At 71.2% G+C, this 15,144-nt stretch carries 18 protein-coding genes; 12 read left to right on the top strand and 6 right to left on the bottom strand.

Going from position 1 to position 15,144, the window contains the following annotated elements:
• Positions 1–24: 24 nt before the first annotated feature.
• Together ER308_RS10575 and ER308_RS10570 are read right to left on the bottom strand one after the other, a co-directional pair.
• Positions 25–480, bottom strand: a complete 456-nt coding sequence (locus tag ER308_RS10575; protein ID WP_131154956.1) for a hypothetical protein — start codon at positions 478–480, stop codon at positions 25–27.
• Positions 477–845, bottom strand: a complete 369-nt coding sequence (locus ER308_RS10570; protein ID WP_131154955.1) for a cupredoxin domain-containing protein — start codon at positions 843–845, stop codon at positions 477–479. The genes ER308_RS10575 and ER308_RS10570 overlap by 4 nt, the downstream gene beginning before the upstream one ends.
• Before the next feature lie 92 nt (positions 846–937).
• Here ER308_RS10570 and ER308_RS10565 point away from each other — a divergent pair, with 92 nt between their 5' ends.
• Positions 938–1,267, top strand: a complete 330-nt coding sequence (locus ER308_RS10565; protein ID WP_131154954.1) for a PadR family transcriptional regulator — start codon at positions 938–940, stop codon at positions 1,265–1,267.
• A 22-nt stretch (positions 1,268–1,289) separates the two neighbouring features.
• Here ER308_RS10565 and ER308_RS10560 read toward each other — a convergent pair whose 3' ends face one another.
• Positions 1,290–1,955: a permease prefix domain 1-containing protein gene (locus tag ER308_RS10560; RefSeq protein ID WP_131154953.1), complete on the bottom strand. Its 666-nt coding sequence runs from the start codon at positions 1,953–1,955 to the stop codon at positions 1,290–1,292.
• A 363-nt stretch (positions 1,956–2,318) separates the two neighbouring features.
• Between ER308_RS10560 and ER308_RS10555 the strand changes: the two genes are divergently transcribed.
• The 8 genes from ER308_RS10555 to ER308_RS10520 all read left to right on the top strand — a co-directional run bounded on the left by ER308_RS10555 (position 2,319) and on the right by ER308_RS10520 (position 8,199).
• Positions 2,319–3,344, top strand: coding sequence for a siderophore ABC transporter substrate-binding protein (locus ER308_RS10555; protein WP_205746009.1), 1,026 nt, complete (start codon positions 2,319–2,321; stop codon positions 3,342–3,344).
• A gap of 44 nt (positions 3,345–3,388) precedes the next feature.
• Complete coding sequence (locus ER308_RS10550; protein ID WP_131156987.1) at positions 3,389–4,393, top strand: ABC transporter permease; 1,005 nt, start codon at positions 3,389–3,391, stop codon at positions 4,391–4,393.
• A 7-nt stretch (positions 4,394–4,400) separates the two neighbouring features.
• Entirely contained in the window at positions 4,401–5,396 is a 996-nt protein-coding gene (locus ER308_RS10545; protein ID WP_131156986.1) for an iron chelate uptake ABC transporter family permease subunit, read from the top strand.
• Positions 5,393–6,151 (top strand): iron ABC transporter ATP-binding protein, encoded by a 759-nt coding sequence (locus ER308_RS10540; protein WP_131154952.1) that lies wholly within the window; start codon positions 5,393–5,395, stop codon positions 6,149–6,151. Before ER308_RS10545 ends, ER308_RS10540 begins: the two co-directional genes overlap by 4 nt.
• A 143-nt stretch (positions 6,152–6,294) precedes the next feature.
• Positions 6,295–6,627, top strand: a complete 333-nt coding sequence (locus ER308_RS10535; RefSeq protein WP_131154951.1) for a MaoC/PaaZ C-terminal domain-containing protein — start codon at positions 6,295–6,297, stop codon at positions 6,625–6,627.
• On the top strand, positions 6,624–7,025 hold the full coding sequence (locus tag ER308_RS10530; protein ID WP_131154950.1) for a hypothetical protein: 402 nt from the start codon (positions 6,624–6,626) through the stop codon (positions 7,023–7,025). Before ER308_RS10535 ends, ER308_RS10530 begins: the two co-directional genes overlap by 4 nt.
• Positions 7,026–7,381: 356 nt before the next feature.
• Positions 7,382–7,600 carry a helix-hairpin-helix domain-containing protein gene (locus ER308_RS10525; RefSeq protein WP_131154949.1) on the top strand — a complete coding sequence of 73 codons (219 nt, stop codon included), beginning with the start codon at positions 7,382–7,384 and terminating at the stop codon, positions 7,598–7,600.
• Between the two features lie 119 nt (positions 7,601–7,719).
• The gene (locus tag ER308_RS10520) at positions 7,720–8,199 is read left to right on the top strand and encodes a dihydrofolate reductase family protein (RefSeq protein ID WP_165491988.1); all 480 of its coding nucleotides are present in this window, start codon (positions 7,720–7,722) and stop codon (positions 8,197–8,199) included.
• On the opposite strand, the gene ER308_RS10515 is transcribed toward ER308_RS10520, so the two are convergent.
• Positions 8,189–8,545, bottom strand: coding sequence for a hypothetical protein (locus ER308_RS10515; protein WP_131154947.1), 357 nt, complete (start codon positions 8,543–8,545; stop codon positions 8,189–8,191). The two genes, ER308_RS10520 and ER308_RS10515, sit on opposite strands and share 11 nt — an antisense overlap.
• 85 nt (positions 8,546–8,630) lie before the next feature.
• Between ER308_RS10515 and ER308_RS10510 the strand changes: the two genes are divergently transcribed.
• On the top strand, positions 8,631–10,109 hold the full coding sequence (locus ER308_RS10510) for an aminotransferase-like domain-containing protein (RefSeq protein ID WP_165491987.1): 1,479 nt from the start codon (positions 8,631–8,633) through the stop codon (positions 10,107–10,109).
• 21 nt (positions 10,110–10,130) lie between these two features.
• Here the strand turns inward: ER308_RS10510 and ER308_RS10505 are convergent, their stop codons facing one another.
• Positions 10,131–10,493 (bottom strand): ArsR/SmtB family transcription factor, encoded by a 363-nt coding sequence (locus tag ER308_RS10505; protein ID WP_131154945.1) that lies wholly within the window; start codon positions 10,491–10,493, stop codon positions 10,131–10,133.
• Between the two features lie 194 nt (positions 10,494–10,687).
• On the opposite strand from ER308_RS10505, the gene ER308_RS10500 reads away from it, so the two are divergent.
• Positions 10,688–12,607, top strand: coding sequence for a heavy metal translocating P-type ATPase (locus tag ER308_RS10500; RefSeq protein ID WP_165491986.1), 1,920 nt, complete (start codon positions 10,688–10,690; stop codon positions 12,605–12,607).
• 64 nt (positions 12,608–12,671) lie between these two features.
• Here the strand turns inward: ER308_RS10500 and ER308_RS10495 are convergent, their stop codons facing one another.
• Positions 12,672–13,088 (bottom strand): VOC family protein, encoded by a 417-nt coding sequence (locus ER308_RS10495; RefSeq protein WP_131154943.1) that lies wholly within the window; start codon positions 13,086–13,088, stop codon positions 12,672–12,674.
• Between the two features lie 319 nt (positions 13,089–13,407).
• Here ER308_RS10495 and ER308_RS10490 point away from each other — a divergent pair, with 319 nt between their 5' ends.
• On the top strand, positions 13,408–15,081 hold the full coding sequence (locus ER308_RS10490) for a VanW family protein (RefSeq protein ID WP_165491985.1): 1,674 nt from the start codon (positions 13,408–13,410) through the stop codon (positions 15,079–15,081).
• The last annotated feature ends 63 nt before the right edge of the window (positions 15,082–15,144 follow it).

The raw sequence follows: 15,144 nt of genomic DNA, 5'->3' as shown, positions 1-15,144 counted from the left end.
CCGGCGGCTCCGGCGATCCCCGTACTACCCACCCGGGTTCGGAGTGGGCGGCGTTCCGGAGCCGGGGGCGGGCGAGGCCCCCGGCGGCGGGACCTCCTCGGGTCGCGGAGCCGCGGTCGGCGGCCGTGTGCTCGCCGCCGCCAGGAGGACGGTGCCGGCGAACAGACCGACGCCGTACGGCACGTGCACGGCCGTGGAGGCGGCGAACGGCATGTGCCCGAGGGCTTCCTGGACGAAGAGCAGCATGGGCAGCAGCACGGCCCCGATCATGACGCCGCGGCTGACACGACGGTTGCTGTGGGCGACGACGGCCATCACGGCGGGCACGATCGCGCTCCATGGCAGCAACCAGCCGACGATCATGTGGCCGAGGCGGGCACCGGGAACGCCCGCGAGGAAGAGGCCGGCGAGTGCGGCCTGTGCGAGCACCGCGAGCGCGACGAGCCCCAGGAGGACGGCGAGGGCGCGGTTCGTGCTCACGGCTCGACCACCACCACGGTCCCGTCCATCCCCCCGTGGGGCGTGCAGGTGTAGTCGTACTCTCCCGGCTCCTCGAACGTGTGGGTGAACGTGCCCTCCTCCTGCAGCGGGCTCTCGAAGCCGTCGCCGCTGACGTTGTGCGCGCTGGTGCCCTCCCAGTTCCACGTGACGGTCTCGCCGACCTCGACCTCGAGCACCTCGGGCTCGAAGGCGTTGTCCACGACGGACACCTCCGTGCCCTGCACGGGGTCCTCTGAGGTCGGGGTGCTTCCTGCCTGGCCGCAGGCGGCGAGCACGAGGCTCAGCGCCGCGGTCACGGCGACGAGGTGGGCGGCGCGGCGTCGGGACATGGTGATGCGTGGCATCAAGGCCTCCTTCGTCGTTCCATCGTCCTATCTACATGTAGACGACCTACATGTAGGTAGGCAAGCCTATCGCGAATAGATAGGCTGGCTACATGAAGGCAGACGCCCTACGTGGCCACCTGGACGCGTTGATCATGGCGGTACTCGAATCCGAGCCCTTGCACGGGTACGCGATCACCGAGGCCCTGCGGCAGCGCAGTGGCGGGGCGCTCGAACTGCCGACGGGGACGCTGTATCCCGCCCTGCGCCGCCTGGAGCGCACCGGCTACCTGCGTAGCCGCTGGAGCACGGTCGGAGGACGTCGCCGCCGGACGTACGAGCTCACCGATGCGGGTGCACGGGCGCTCGCAACCGAACGGACGGCTTGGCGCGAGTTCACCGGGGTCGTCGAGGAGGTCCTGCGCCCGGGACCCGCGCACTGAGTGAACCGGGCGGGCCCCGACGTCAGGGCACCGTTAGGCAGCGCCGACCGAGCCGTGCCAGGCACGCCAACGGCACGAGCAGGAACGGGACGAGTGCTGCCGCCGCTCGGCCGACGTCGGGACCGAGCACGACCATCACGAGGCCCGCGGCGGTGAAGAGCGCACACGTGGCAAGGGTGAAGTGACCGATGCCGCGCGCCACGCGACGCGGGTCCACCAGCCGTAACCCCGGCCCGCACGCGACCACCGCGACGAGGGCGAGGGCGACCGTCACGGTGCCAAGCCCACCCACCAGGTCGCCCACGAGCGCGTACGTACCGGACGGGCGCCCCGTCGCACCGTCGACGATCGTCCAGAGGTGATCCCACAGCAATGGCTGGAGCGCGAGCAACACGACGATCCACAGCGCCGTCCGTTGGCCCTCCGCCACGCCGAGCTCGGCCTGGAATCCGGGGGCGACCACCGCGACCTCGCCGAACTCCTCGACCGCTCGGCGTTCGGCGGTGGCACGCGAGCAACCGGCCGCCTCGTGGGCATCGGCGGCGTCGTGCAGAGCATCGCGAGCCTCGGTGAGCAGGTCCTGCCGGGCCCGGCGGGGTCCCTGGAGCGCTCGCTCCAGGGCCTCGACGTAGGCGTCGATGGCGCCGCGACCTGTAGCTTCGCTCTCAAGCCGCACGTTCGGGATCATGTCGGTGAAGCTACTCTCATCCGCGCATCGCCGGGATCGGGGATCCCCCCAACCCGGCCAGGGTCAAGCCCGCGGTCGTGCCCGCCTGGCGGTCATCATCGTCCGTGGGCACGGCTCCACCGTCCCTCATGCGCGGATGGTGAGCGGTAGGGAACCCCGAAGCGCTTCTCGGCGGCTCTTGAGCAGTGGCGCGCTCCCGGTCACGTGCACGCGCTGCTACGGCGCCTTCCGGCGGGCACCGCGGAGTCAGCCTCACCGTGCAGACCCGTGGTGGGGGTCTGGCGTCGCCAAGTGCGCTCAACTCGATTTGTGTCGGCGTGTCGGCAGGAACTAAGGTAACCCTAACCTAAGAAGGGAGAGGCGATGGAGCGTACGTCCCGAACCGGGGCTCTCGTCACTGCACTGACCTGCTGCGCGCTCCTGGTGGCCGCGTGCGGCGCGGACGAAACGCCCCAGGAGACGGCCGTCGGCGAGGACGTCGACAACCCCGGCGAGGCGGCGGACGAAGCTGCCGACCCCGACCCGGAGGATGCGGTCGACGCGGATGACGCGGAGGTGACCGTCGAGCACGTGCAGGGCGAGACGACGGTCGAGACCGAGCCCGAGGTCGTCGTGACGTTCGACGTCGGGACGCTGGACACCCTCGACGCCATGGGCGTGCCGGTCGCCGGGGTGCCGGAGGTCGCGAACGTCCCCGCGCACCTCGAGGAGTACGCGGGGGGCGAGACGTCGATCGTCGGCAGCCTGTTCGAACCCGACCCCGAGGAGGTCAACGCGCTCGACCCCGACCTGATCATCGTCGGCGGCCGTTCCTCGGAGGCCTTCGGCGAACTCTCGGAGCTCGCGCCGACGGTCGACCTCACCGTCGACAACACCGACTTCCTCAACAGCTTCGGTGAGCAGCTCGGGGTTCTCGGGGAGATCTTCGACCGCGAGGAATGGGTCGAGGAACGGCTGGCCGTCCTCGACGAGCGGGTGGGGGAGGTCAGCGCCCTCGCCGACGACGCGGGCGACGGGTTGATCGTGATGACCAGCGGCGGCGAGGTGACCGCCTACGGCCCCGGGTCCCGCTTCGGCCTGATTCACAAGGACCTCGGGGTCGCACCGGCCGTCGAGGACGTCGAGGAGGCCACGCACGGTGACGCGGTGTCCTTCGAGTTCATCCTCGAGGCGGAGCCGGACCACCTCTTCGTCCTCGATCGGGATGCCGCGATCGGCGAGACGGGGGAGGCCGCCGAGGCCGTCCTCGACAACGAGCTCGTCGCGCAAACCCCGGCCTGGGAGAACGGCGACGTCCACTACCTCGACGAGGTCGTCTGGTACCTCGTTCCGACCGGTCTGCGCTCCGTCGAGACGATGGTCGACGAGATCGACGCGGCCCTTCGGTGAGCCGAGATGCAGGACCCGGCAGGTCCACGGCGACGACCGCGGGCCTGCCGGGCGCTCGCGCTCGGGCCGCGTCGAGGACGCGCGGCGTTCGGCGCTGGCACCTGGTGGCCGGCGCGCTGGTCCTGGCCGCTGCCGCGGGCGCCTCGCTCTTCGTCGGGGTGACCGATCTCGGGCCCCGGGACCTCGTCGTGGGCGACGACCGGGAGGCCATGGTGTTCCTGGCCAGCCGCGTCCCTCGGCTCGTGGCGATCCTTCTCGCCGGCGCCTCGATGAGCGTCGCCGGTCTGATCATGCAACACCTCGCCCGCAACCGGTTCGTCGCCCCGTCGACGGCGGGCACCGTCGAGTCCGCGATGCTGGGCGTGGTCGTCGCGACGCTGCTGTTCACGGGCGCGTCGCTCGTCGTCAAGATGGCCATCGCCGTCGCGTTCGCGCTCGCCGGCACCGCCATCTTCCTCGCGCTGTTGCGTCGCATCACCTTCCGCGACGTGATCCTCGTGCCGCTCGTGGGGCTCATGTTCGGCGGGGTCATCCGCGCCCTCACGACGTTCGTCGCCTACCGCGTGGACCTCCTCCAGACCCTGAGCTCCTGGACCACGGGCGACTTCTCGGGGGTGCTGCGTGGCCGCTACGAGCTGCTCTGGCTCGCCGCGGTGGTCGCGGTCATCGCCTACACCTACGCCGACCGGTTCACGATGGCGGGGATGGGCCGCGACCTGTCGGTCAGCCTGGGGCTCGCGTACGAGCGCACGGTCAACGTCGGTCTCGCGATCGTCGCGACGGTGACCGGCGTCACCGTCGTGGTCGTCGGTGCGGTGCCCTTCCTCGGCCTGATCGTGCCGAACCTGGTGACCATGGCGCTCGGCGACAACCTGCGGCGCGCGCTTCCCCTGACCGCGCTGAGCGGCGCGGCGTTCGTGCTCGCCTGCGACGTCATCGGGCGCACGATTCGCTTCCCCTACGAGATGCCGGTGGGCACCGTCGTCGGGGTCGTCGGCAGCGCGATCTTCCTGTTGCTCATCACGCGAGGCCGCCACCGTGCACGGTGAGCTGGACGTGGCGCGCTCGTCCGCCGCCCCGGCGCGCGGCGCGGCGACCACCACCCGCCGGCAGCGGCGCGTCCTCGTGACGCTCGGGGCGGCCGCGGTCGTCGCGGTCGTCGCGTTCTTGCTCGTCGACATCTCTGGAGACTGGGGTTTCGCTCTGGCGCTCCGCGGCCGCAAGGTCGCGGCCATGGTGCTCGTAGCGGTCGCAATCGCCGTGTCGACGGTGCTGTTCCAAACCGTCACGCACAACCGGATCCTGACCCCGAGCATCATGGGGTTCGACTCGCTGTACGTGCTGCTGCAGTCGGTCGGCGTGTACTTCCTCGGCGCGGTGGCCCTCGCGAACGCCCCGCCCGAGCTGCGCTTCGCGGTCGAGGCGACGATGATGGTCGCCTTCGCCGTGGTCCTGCACCGGTGGCTCTTCGGCCGCCACGGCCGGGACCTCTACGTGCTCGTCCTGGCCGGCATCGTGTTCGGCACCCTGTTCTCGAGCGGCACCAATCTCGTCAGCCGCCTCATCGATCCCAACGAGTACCAGACGCTGCAGGACCGCATGTTCGCGAGCTTCGGCAGTGTCGACACGCGGCTGCTCGCCTTCTCCGCGGTCGTGGTCGGCGTCGCAGTCGCGGTCGCGTGGGCCTCCCGACGGGAGCTGGACGTGGTCGCGTTGGGCCGGCACCCCGCGACCACGCTCGGGATCGAGCACCGACGCGTGGTCAACCGACAGCTCGTCCTGGTCGCCGTCCTTGTTGCGGTCTCCACGGCCCTCGTCGGCCCGATCACGTTCTTTGGCCTGCTGGTCGCCAACCTCGCCCGGCAGCTGCTGGGCACCTTCCGGCACCACCTGGCACTCCCTGCTGCGGCGCTGCTCGGGATCGTGGCGCTCGTGGTCGGACAACTCGTCCTCGAGCGCGTTCTCGGCTACACGACCGCGTTGAGCATCGTCGTCGACCTGATCGGCGGCACCTACTTCCTCGCCCTGCTGCTCAAGGAGGCCCGACGATGATCGAGGTCCGCAATCTCACGAAGGGCTACGGCGACACCGTTGTGCTCGACGACGTCAGCCTGCGGATCCCCCGCGGAGGCATCACCTCCGTGATCGGCGCGAACGGTGCGGGCAAGTCGACGTTCCTGTCGATCGTGGGCCGGCTGTTGGAGCCCGAGGCGGGGACGGTCACGATCGACGGGCTCGACACGGCCAGCACCCCGAGCCGCGAGCTCGCGCGCCGCGTCTCGATCCTGCGGCAGGACAACCACCTCACCGTCCGGCTGACGGTCCGCGAGCTCGTCACCTTCGGGCGGTTCCCCCACAGCCGGGGGCGTCCGGGGCCGGCCGACCACCGCGCGATCGACGACGCCATCGACTATCTCGAGCTCGGCCCGTTCGCGGACCGGCACCTCGACGAGCTGTCCGGAGGGCAGCGGCAGCGCGCGTTCGTGGCGATGGTGCTCTGCCAGGAGACCGACTACCTGTTGCTTGACGAGCCACTCAACAACCTCGACCTGCGCCACGCCGTGGGGATGATGCGGTTGTTCCGCCGCATCGCCGATGACCTCGACCGCACCATCCTCCTCGTCGTCCACGACATCAACTTCGCGTCCTGCCATTCCGACCGCATCGTCGCCATGCGAGACGGCCGCCTCGTCGCGGACGGGCACCCCAAGCACATCATCGACGCGCCCGTCCTCCGGAACGTCTTCGACACCCATGTCGATGTCCACGACCTCGATGGGGACCGCATCGGGGTCTACTTCCGGTAGGAACGATTGACGCTCACCAGCCACATATGATAAGGGATCCGCGCTGTTGGTGGGTATCGGGTGTCACTACCACTCGTTGGGAAGCATCTGCACACATCGGTCAAGGTGGGACAATGGAACATCATCGTGCTTATGAGGAAGGCATGAGGATCGATCTGGACCTTGAGGACATCGAGACAGGCGATGTCTACACGAGTGCGGGCCGCACGATCACCGGGGCCGACCTCGTGGGGTTCGCTGGGCTCAACGGCGACTTCAATCCCATCCACATGGACGTGACGGTCGCCGAGTACAGTCCCTTCGGTCAGCGGGTGGTGCACGGGATCTTGGGCGTTGCGGTCGCCACCGGGCTCCTCGGCGGGCTCGACGTCATGGTCAACAACGCCGGCATTCAACGCGGTCAGGGGCTCGAGCGCGCGGTCGCGTCGCACGGCTGGCCGGCTCGTCCCCGGCGAACGATCGAGGAGAGGCGATGAGCGAGGTGCAGTGGGGCAGGGGCCGTGGGGGATCGGACCAGTACGGCCGCGCGGACGAGTTGGTGCGCCGGGCCCGGGAGTTCGTGGGCGACGATGATCCGCCGCGCTACCTGGGCCGCGGGCCGGGCCGTCGGGTGCGTGAGTACGTGCTGACGTCGGCGCTGCTGCTGGAGGCGCACGTCGACAACAAGTCCGGGCCCCCCGAGATCAGCAAGTGGGTGGCCTTCCCATTGGGGCAGATCAAGGAAGTGCGTCTGGAGGACGACGTCGTCGTCGCGGTGATGCGCTGGGAGGCCTTCGGTGCCGACGAACTCGCCGTCAGCCTGCCGGGGGAGGCGGGACCGCCCCTGCTGGCGGGGGTCGGTCGCTCACCCAGTGCCGGCGATCCGTTCATGTGACCGGCAGCTCGGCGACCCCGTGCGATTGCGGCCTTGGTCGAGAAGCCTGGAGGGACCGTACGCGACGCCGCGTGGTGGCTCTCGCCGCTACGCCGCGGCCGCCACGTCCCGCACGCCAGCGCGCAGGCTCAGGCTGGCGACGACGACCTGATCGTCTACTGGAAGCCGGGCTGCTCGCACTGCCTCCGACTGCTCGCCGCGCTCGACCGCTCCGAGGGGGCGCGGGTCCGCTGGTCCATCCCCATAGTCATACCGGCGTGGTATTCACGCCGGTACCGCCCTCCGCCATCGGCTGCGTTCCGGCGCGCGCTGTCCGCTAGCTTGACGTTCGCAGGGATCAACGGGAAGGGCGCACGATGGCCGAGACACCCGATGTCCGCCCGGTGGGGGATCTGCCGAACGAGATCGGCAAGACGGCCGCTCGCGAACTCTCCGTCCATGGGATCACCAGCCTCGAGCAAGTGGCTCGGCACTCGCGGAAGGAGCTGCTGGCCATCCACGGGGTCGGCCCCAAGGCGGTCACCATCCTCGGGGAGGCGTTGGCGGCCCAGGGCCTGGATTACACGGGGCCCTGAACAAGCTGCACGAACGGTCCGGTTCCCTCGACGGGTTGTCGCCATCTGCCCCCGGACACGAACCCCACGGAGCTCTCCGGGGGCAGGTCCAGCAGCTCGCGCAGCGACCCCGCCGCCGCGTGCTCGGCAACCGCCGCGATGAGCGCGTCGCTTCGCAGCTGGCGGCTGCGGATGCGTTGCTCTACGGGCGAAGGAGGTACGAGATCTTCGCTGGCTACTGGCCGCACGTGTCCGACGATGCCCACGACGCGGCGCTCGCGCGGACGCTGCACGCGACACCGAAGTTCGTGGCGTCGACGACCCACTCGGCGCCGCTGTCGTGGCACAGCACCAAGGTGCTGGACGGTGAGCTCGGCGCTGAGGTCGCTGGTCTGAAGGCGCGGTACCAGCGAGTGCACGTGACCGGGAGCGCGGCGCTGCTTCAACGGTTGCTACGTGCCCGCCTCGTGGACCTACTCGAACTGTGGACGTTCCCGGTGCTGCTCGGTGGGGGCAAGCGGCTGTTCGCGGACGGTACGTTGCCCGCGTCATTCGACTTGGCGGAGGTGATGAGGGCGGGCTCCGGTGTGGTGATCACCACCTACCGACTCACCCCCTGACGTGGCGCTGCGCCGCGAGCTGCCGCTGCGCGAGCGCGAGTACGCGCACGACCACGACCGGTGGATCGTGGTCGCTGACGACGAGCGCGGACGGCAGCTCGCCGCGGGCGGCCATGGCGGTGGTGACGGCTCGCGCGCCCTCTCGGAGTCGCGCGCAGTCTCCCGCGTCCTCGAGCGGGATGTCGGCCGCCTCCGCAACGAGCAGCTCGATCCACTGGAGCAGATTGGACCATTCGAGCCCGCAAGTGTCCGACGCACGGTGTTCGAGTTCGCGGTGCTCGGCCCCCTCTGGCGGCAGAGATCCGGCTTGGTTCGGGCCCTCATGACGGACGGGAACGCGGGGCATGAGTGGCTCCTCGGCAGCGGGCGATGCCGCCGAGTATGATCCAGTGGTCTCTGCCAATTGTGATCCAATCTGTTGTGAGGTGGTCGTGTCTGCGTTCTCCCCCGAGCAGGTCGCCCGCCGACTCGGCGAGTGGCGAGACGAGGGCGGGCCGCTCTACGAGGCGCTCGCGTCCGCCGTCGCCCGGGCCATCGAGGAGGGCGTCCTGCCGCCGGGCGGGCAGCTGCCGGCGGAGCGGCGCCTGGCCGGGGAGCTCCATGTCTCGCGGGGCACCGTGGTCGCCGCGTACGAGGAGCTCCGTGGTCGGGGGCTGGTCGAGACCCGCCACGGCAGCGGCACGGTCGTGCGCGCGGGCGGTTCCCCCGTGAGCGGTCCGCGCGAGGCGTACGTCGCGTCGTCGCTCGCCGGCGACGGCCTGTTCCGGGGGGCGGTCGCGCGGGAGGACGACGTTCTCGACCTGTACGGGGCGTACTGGTTCGGCACCGAGGCGCTCGACGAGGACGCGGTGGCGCGCGCGACGTCGCGGGTTCTCGCAGCCGGCGCCGATCACGGCTATCACGTGCTCGGCCTGCCCGCGCTCCGCGCCGCGATCGCCGGGTGGCTCACCGACCGAGGGCTCGACACGCGCCCGTCGCAGGTGATGGTGACGACCGGTGCACAGCAGGCGATCTCCCTCGCGGCGCAGCTCTACGTCGGGGCCGGCGACCGTGTGGTGGTCGAGGAGCCCACGTTCGCGGGTGCGGTCGACGCGATGCGTGCCCAGCAGGCGACCGTCCTCCGGGTTCCGGTGGGCGCCAACGGCGCGGACGTCGCCGCGCTCGGAGAGATCCTCGCCCGCGAGTCACCGCGGCTCGTCTACCTCATCCCCTCGGTCCACAACCCGACCGGCGGTGTCATGCCCCGGCTCGCGCGCCAGCGGGTCGCCGAGCTGGTCGCCGACGCGGATGCCGTCGTGCTCGACGACGCGACGCTGTTGGAGACGCAGCGACACGGCGCGATCGTGCCGCCGATCGCGGCGTTCGCCGACGCATCCACACAGCGTCGCCTCGTCACCGTCGGGTCGTTCAGCAAGCCCCTGTGGGGTGGGCTGCGCGTCGGCTGGGTGCGGGCGGAGCCGCCGACGCTCGCGCGGCTCGCCCGGCTCAAGGCGATCGCCGACGTGGGGACGCCGCTGCTCAGCCAGGCGATCGTCGCCGAGCTGCTCGAGGACGCGGACGAGCGCTTCGGGATGCGTCGGGAGGGGCTCGGCGCGCGTCACGACGTTCTCGTGGAACGCCTCGCACGCGACTTGCCGGAGTGGCGGTGGGACGAGCCGCTCGGCGGCCTGTGCCTGTGGGTCGACCTCGCCGGTCAGGACGCCGAGGCGTTCGTGCCGGTGGCCGAGCGTCACGGCGTGGGGCTCGCGCCGCCGGGCGTGTCCTCGGCCTCCACCAGGTACCCCTCCCACCTGCGCGTTCCCTTCGGGCAGCCACCCGAGGTGCTGCACGAGGCGGTGGACCGGCTCGCCGCCGCGTGGGAGGCCTACCGTCACGAGCCGACCGGCGAGCGACGGCGCGTGCTGGTCTGACTCGCCTGCGCGGGTCGCTGGTCAGCTCGAGGGCCCGGAGGCCGTCCCCTCGTCGTACGTGGGGCAGAGCGCGACGGCGTGCCCGGTCTCCTCGAGCACGTGCTCGGCCTGTCGCAAGAGGTCGGTGACGGCCGGCGAGGCAAGGCGGTGGACCGAGGCGCGGCCGACGGGTCGGTCGGTCACCAGGCCGCAGTCCTTGAGGCAGGCGAGGTGTGCGGAGATGTTGGACTGCGAGCCCCCGATGCGCTCGACGAGGTCCACGACGCGCCGTTCACCCCGGAGGAGCTCGAGCAGAATCGCGAGGCGGGTCGGGTCCGCCAAGCCGCGGAACAGCTTGGCTGCGACCGCGGCATCGTCCGGTGCGTGCTCCGCGAGTTCGGTCATGCTCGACCTCCGAACTGATCGTCAAACGCTGTTGTCATCGCCCAGGAGCGATGATAGCCTCAGCATCGATGTCCATCGATGATAGCGGAGTTCGGACGAACTCGGCGACGAACGGCGCCCCGGCCTGTGAGAGCTCCTGCAGCGACGGATGTGGTACGGGCGAGACTGCCCGGGGCCGGACGGTCCCTTCGGTCGTGAGCTGGTGGATCATGGGCGGGGTGGCCGGGATCGTCGTCGCGGCGGCCGTCGGGGAGCGGCTGGGATGGTTCGACGCGGCCCTCGAGCGGCTGCCGTGGTGGCTGCTGGCGGCCGCGCTGCTGGTCGGTGGATGGCCGGTGTTCGCCGGTGTCGTCGCAGCGGCTCGTCGGCGGCGCGTGACCGCCCACACCCTGATGAGCATCGGGGTGCTCGCGGCGGCGGTGATCGGAGAGTGGACCGCAGCGCTCTTGATCGTGTTCTTCATGCGTCTCGCGGACTGGATCGAGCAGCGCACCGGTGAGCGGTCCCGCCAGGCCGTCCGCGAGCTCGCCGAGCTGGCGCCGGTCGTGGCGAGGGTGCTGCGCGACGGCCACGAGATCGAGCTGCCGGTCGAGCGGGTCGCTGCCGGGGATCTGGTCGTGGTGCGGCCGGGCGAACGCATCCCCGTGGACGGCGAGGTGGTCGAGGGGACCGCGCCGGTCGACGAGGCCTCGATCACGGGCGAGAGCGTGCCGGTGGACAAGGCCGGCGGGGATCGGGTGTTCGCGGCCACGATCGCCCAGGCCGGACATCTCGTGGTCGCGACCACCCGGGTGGGGGAGGACACGACCTTCGGGAGGATCCTGCACCTGGTGGGCGAGGCGGAGGCGCGCAAGGCGCCGATCCAGCGGTTCGCGGACCGATTCGCCGGCTACTACATCCCGGTGGTGGCCGCGCTCGCGCTCTTGACGCTGCTGGTCACCGGCGAGGTCCTCAACGCCGTCGCGGTCGTCGTCGTCGCCTGCGCCTGCGCGATCGTCATCGCCACGCCGGTGGCGGTCCTGGCCAGTGTCGGCTCCGCGGCCCGCCGCGGGCTGGTGATCAAGGGCGGCGACACGCTCGAACGGCTCGCGACGGTCGACGCGTTGGTGGTCGACAAGACCGGGACGCTCACCACCGGCAAGCCGGTGGTGACCGACGTGGTGCCCGTCGGTGACGGGCTCGACCCCGATCAACTGCTGAGCGCGGTCGCGGCCGTGGAGCAACGCAGCGAGCATCCACTGGCCCGGGCAGTGGTCGAGGCCGCCACCGCCGCCGGGCACCACCCGAGGTCCGGCCACGACTTCACCGCCCACCCGGGCCGGGGGGTGGCCGCCAGCCTGAACGGCCGGCGTTGGCTCGTCGGCACGCGAGTGCTGCTCACCGAGGCGGACGTCCGGATCCCCGCCGGGGTCGAGCACGTCGCGGGGTCGTTCGAGGCCGAGGGCAAGACCGTGTTCCTCGCCGCCGCCGCCGACACCGTCGTCGGCGTCCTGGCGCTCGCCGACACCGTGCGCGACGCCGTCGCGACGGCCCTCGACGAGCTCCGCCGGCTCGGTCTCGACCGGCAGGTGATGCTGACCGGGGACAACGAGCGGGTGGCGGCGACCATCGCCGAGAGCCTCGGCATCGACCACCGCGCGGACCTGCTGCCCGACGACAAGATCGCCGCGATCGAGCAGCTCCAAGCCGAGGGGCACGTCGTGCTCATGGTCGGCGACGGCATCAACGACGCGCCCGCCCTCGCGCAAGCCGACGTCGGCGCCGCCATGGGCGTCGCCGGCACCGACGCGGCCCTCGACGCCGCCGACCTCGCCCTGATGCGCGAGGACTGGGACCTCGTTCCCGACGCGCTCCTGGTCGGCCGCCGCAGCGCCCGCACCATCCGACAGAACTTGTACTTCACCGCCGGCTACAACCTCATCGGCGTCGCCCTGGCCGCCGTGGGGATCCTTCCCCCCGTCTGGGCAGCCGCGGCCCAGAGCCTGCCCGACGGGGTCGTTCTCGCCAACTCCTCCCGGCTCCTGCGCGCACCGGACCGCACCAAACGCCCCTCGTCCCCCCGGTTGCCGCAGCCTGCGAGGGAAGGCGTCGCGCGGGTTGGGCGCGGTGCCTGAAGCGCCGGAGGCCGATCGGAGCGAAGGCCTCGGGCTGTGTCCCGACGCTCCCGCCCGCGATCGCTCACCCCCGACTCGAGATCTGCTGCACGCCCCACCCGTTCCCGTCGGGATCGGAGAAGAAGACGAAGCCGACGTTGTCGAGCGCCTGCCCGCCGCGGCGGAGCCGGTCGTTGTCGCCGTCGACGGCCCGGACCTCGCTGACCTCCACCCCGCGCTGCGCGAGCTCGGCATGAGCGGCGTGGATGTCCGGGACGACGAGCTGCAGCCCCTGCAGCGAACCCGGCGGCATCTCGGGTACGACGCCTTCGCCGATCACGATCGAGCATCCCGACCCCGGCGGGGTGAGCTGGACAATGCGCTGACCCTCACCGAAGGTGGTGTCGTGATCGACACCGAACCCGACCCGCTCGACGTAGAACGCCTTGGCGGCCTCCACGTCCGACACCGGCACGACGACGACCTCGAGTGTCCAGTTCATGTGTGCCTCCCGTAGCTGTTCGTCCACTGCGTGCTGTCGCGCATACGACGGCACCGCCCCGCCGCTCTCGACATCCGCGCCGCACGGCATGTCCGAAGGGCCGATGGCGATGGTCCCCGGCGAGTTCCCGGGTGGCTGTGAGCGAGCATCCTTGTGCCGGTGTCATGCGTCTACGGGGTGACGAACACGACGCAGCACCGCAGCGACGAGGTGAGGACGAGCCGAGGATGCACACGGGGGGACATTGGTGGTGAACGAAGCGTCGTCGAGGGCCGAGCGGCCCCGAACTCGCCGAGGGATCGGTCCGCTGGGCTGGGCGGTGACGGGGGTGGTCGTGCTTGCGGTCCTGTCGTGGCTCACACCGATCGCGCTCGGCACGCTGCGCCCGGACGCCTTGCCGGGCACGGTGCTCACCGGCGTGCGGGAGTCCGGGGAGGGGGTCGGCCCGGACGCCTCGGGGGTCGACGTCGGGGGCCTCGACGGTGAACAGCTCGAGACCGCGGTCGTCGAGCTCGCGCACGCCCGCCTCGACGAGGAGATCACCGTCGAGTGGGAGGCCCCGGAGGGCGCCGTGGCCGATGACGAGCGGCTGACGGTCACCGCCGGCGAGCTCGGCTACGACGTCGACATCGACGAGACCGTCCAGCGCATCCGCGGCCGCGGCCGGCAGGTGAACCCGATCACGGCGTGGAGCGACCACATCGCGTCCATCCGCAACGGCATCGCGGTGCCCGTCGCCTCCTCCTTCGACGAGGGGCGGGCCGAGGCCTGGGCTCAGGAGACCGCCGACGACCTCGCGCTCGATCCGGAAGAGGGTGAGGTCACGCTCGAGGGGGCCTCGGTGAGCCGGCGCGACCCCGAGACGGGCGCGCGGATCGACGCCGACGAGCTGGCCGGCGAGCTGGCCCAGGCCGCGGCGACCCCGGGGGAGGCCACGCTCACCCCGGAGGTTGAGGCGCTCGAGCCCGAGACGACCACCGAGACCGTCGATGCGGGTGTCGCGGCGGCCGAGACCGCGATCGACGGCGACATCGTGCTCGCCCGGGGCGATGGGGAGGTGCGCCTGAGCCCCGAGCAGATCGGCGATCTGTTCGACGTCGAGCGCTCCGGTGGCGACTTCGCCCTCGATCTCGACACCGACGGGCTCGCCGAGACGATCGACGACGAGACCGTGGAGGCGATCGAGCGCGATCCGATCTCGAGCGAGATCACGCTGGAGGGCGGCGCGATCCAGATCAGCGACAGCCGCCAGGGGTTCGCGTTCGACCTCGACACCGCTGCCGCACAGGTCGAGGCGATCGCTGCAGGGGAGGGCGACCGCGAGCAGGAGCTCGACGTCGAGATCGTCGAGCCCGAGCGCTCCCGCGAGGAGGCCGAGGACATCGGCATCGAGGAGGTCATCAGCGAGTTCACCACCGAGTACACCGCCGGCGAGCCGCGTGCGCGCAACATCCAGCGGATCGCCGACATGGTCGACGGGGAGGTGGTCGAGCCCGGGGAGACGTTCAGCGTGAACGACCACGTCGGCCCGCGCACCGAGGAGGCCGGGTTCGAGGCCGACGGGACGATCATCGACGGGGAGCTCGAGGAGCAGGTCGGCGGCGGCGTGAGCCAGTTCGCGACCACGATGTACAACGCGATCTACTTCGGGGGCTACGAGTTCCTCGTGGCCCAGCCGCACAGCTACTACATCAGCCGCTACCCAGCGGGTCGCGAGGCGACGCTGCACTACGACCTGATCGACTTGGAGTTCCGCAACGACTCGCCGTACGGGCTGCTGATCGACACGAGCCACACCGCGGACTCGGTGACGGTGCGGATCTGGTCGACCGAATGGGTCGAGGTCGAGGCCGAGGCCAGCGACCGCACCCGCCATCGGGAGGGCCAGACCATCGACGGCTTCGACATCACGGTCACGCGCATCCTGCGCTATCCGGACGGGACCGTGGAGCGCGAGCCGCGGCACACGCGCTACGAGCCCACCGACCAGTAGCGCGCCCTCGACCGCGGGCGGCTGTGGGTTCGCTGGGCGGTGGGCTCTCCGTCGCTCCGGCCC

It is taken from the genome of Egibacter rhizosphaerae (genome assembly GCF_004322855.1).
Classification (GTDB): Bacteria; Actinomycetota; Nitriliruptoria; order Euzebyales; family Egibacteraceae; genus Egibacter; species Egibacter rhizosphaerae.
Note: the sequence above shows the minus strand (reverse complement) of the source record. Positions and strands in the feature narration are given on the sequence as shown.

What these genes read in the sequence shown, in the direction of transcription:
- ER308_RS10565 (WP_131154954.1), top strand. Translation starts at nt 938, where the DNA reads ATGAAGGCAGACGCCCTACGTGGCCACCTGGACGCGTTGATCATGGCG.
- ER308_RS10530 (WP_131154950.1), top strand. Translation starts at nt 6,624, where the DNA reads ATGAGCGAGGTGCAGTGGGGCAGGGGCCGTGGGGGATCGGACCAGTAC.
- ER308_RS10570 (WP_131154955.1), bottom strand. Translation starts at nt 845, where the DNA reads ATGCCACGCATCACCATGTCCCGACGCCGCGCCGCCCACCTCGTCGCC.
- ER308_RS10560 (WP_131154953.1), bottom strand. Translation starts at nt 1,955, where the DNA reads ATGATCCCGAACGTGCGGCTTGAGAGCGAAGCTACAGGTCGCGGCGCC.
- ER308_RS10505 (WP_131154945.1), bottom strand. Translation starts at nt 10,493, where the DNA reads ATGACCGAACTCGCGGAGCACGCACCGGACGATGCCGCGGTCGCAGCC.
- ER308_RS10555 (WP_205746009.1), top strand. Translation starts at nt 2,319, where the DNA reads ATGGAGCGTACGTCCCGAACCGGGGCTCTCGTCACTGCACTGACCTGC.
- ER308_RS10535 (WP_131154951.1), top strand. Translation starts at nt 6,295, where the DNA reads ATGAGGATCGATCTGGACCTTGAGGACATCGAGACAGGCGATGTCTAC.
- ER308_RS10525 (WP_131154949.1), top strand. Translation starts at nt 7,382, where the DNA reads ATGGCCGAGACACCCGATGTCCGCCCGGTGGGGGATCTGCCGAACGAG.
- ER308_RS10495 (WP_131154943.1), bottom strand. Translation starts at nt 13,088, where the DNA reads ATGAACTGGACACTCGAGGTCGTCGTCGTGCCGGTGTCGGACGTGGAG.
- ER308_RS10515 (WP_131154947.1), bottom strand. Translation starts at nt 8,545, where the DNA reads ATGCCCCGCGTTCCCGTCCGTCATGAGGGCCCGAACCAAGCCGGATCT.
- ER308_RS10540 (WP_131154952.1), top strand. Translation starts at nt 5,393, where the DNA reads ATGATCGAGGTCCGCAATCTCACGAAGGGCTACGGCGACACCGTTGTG.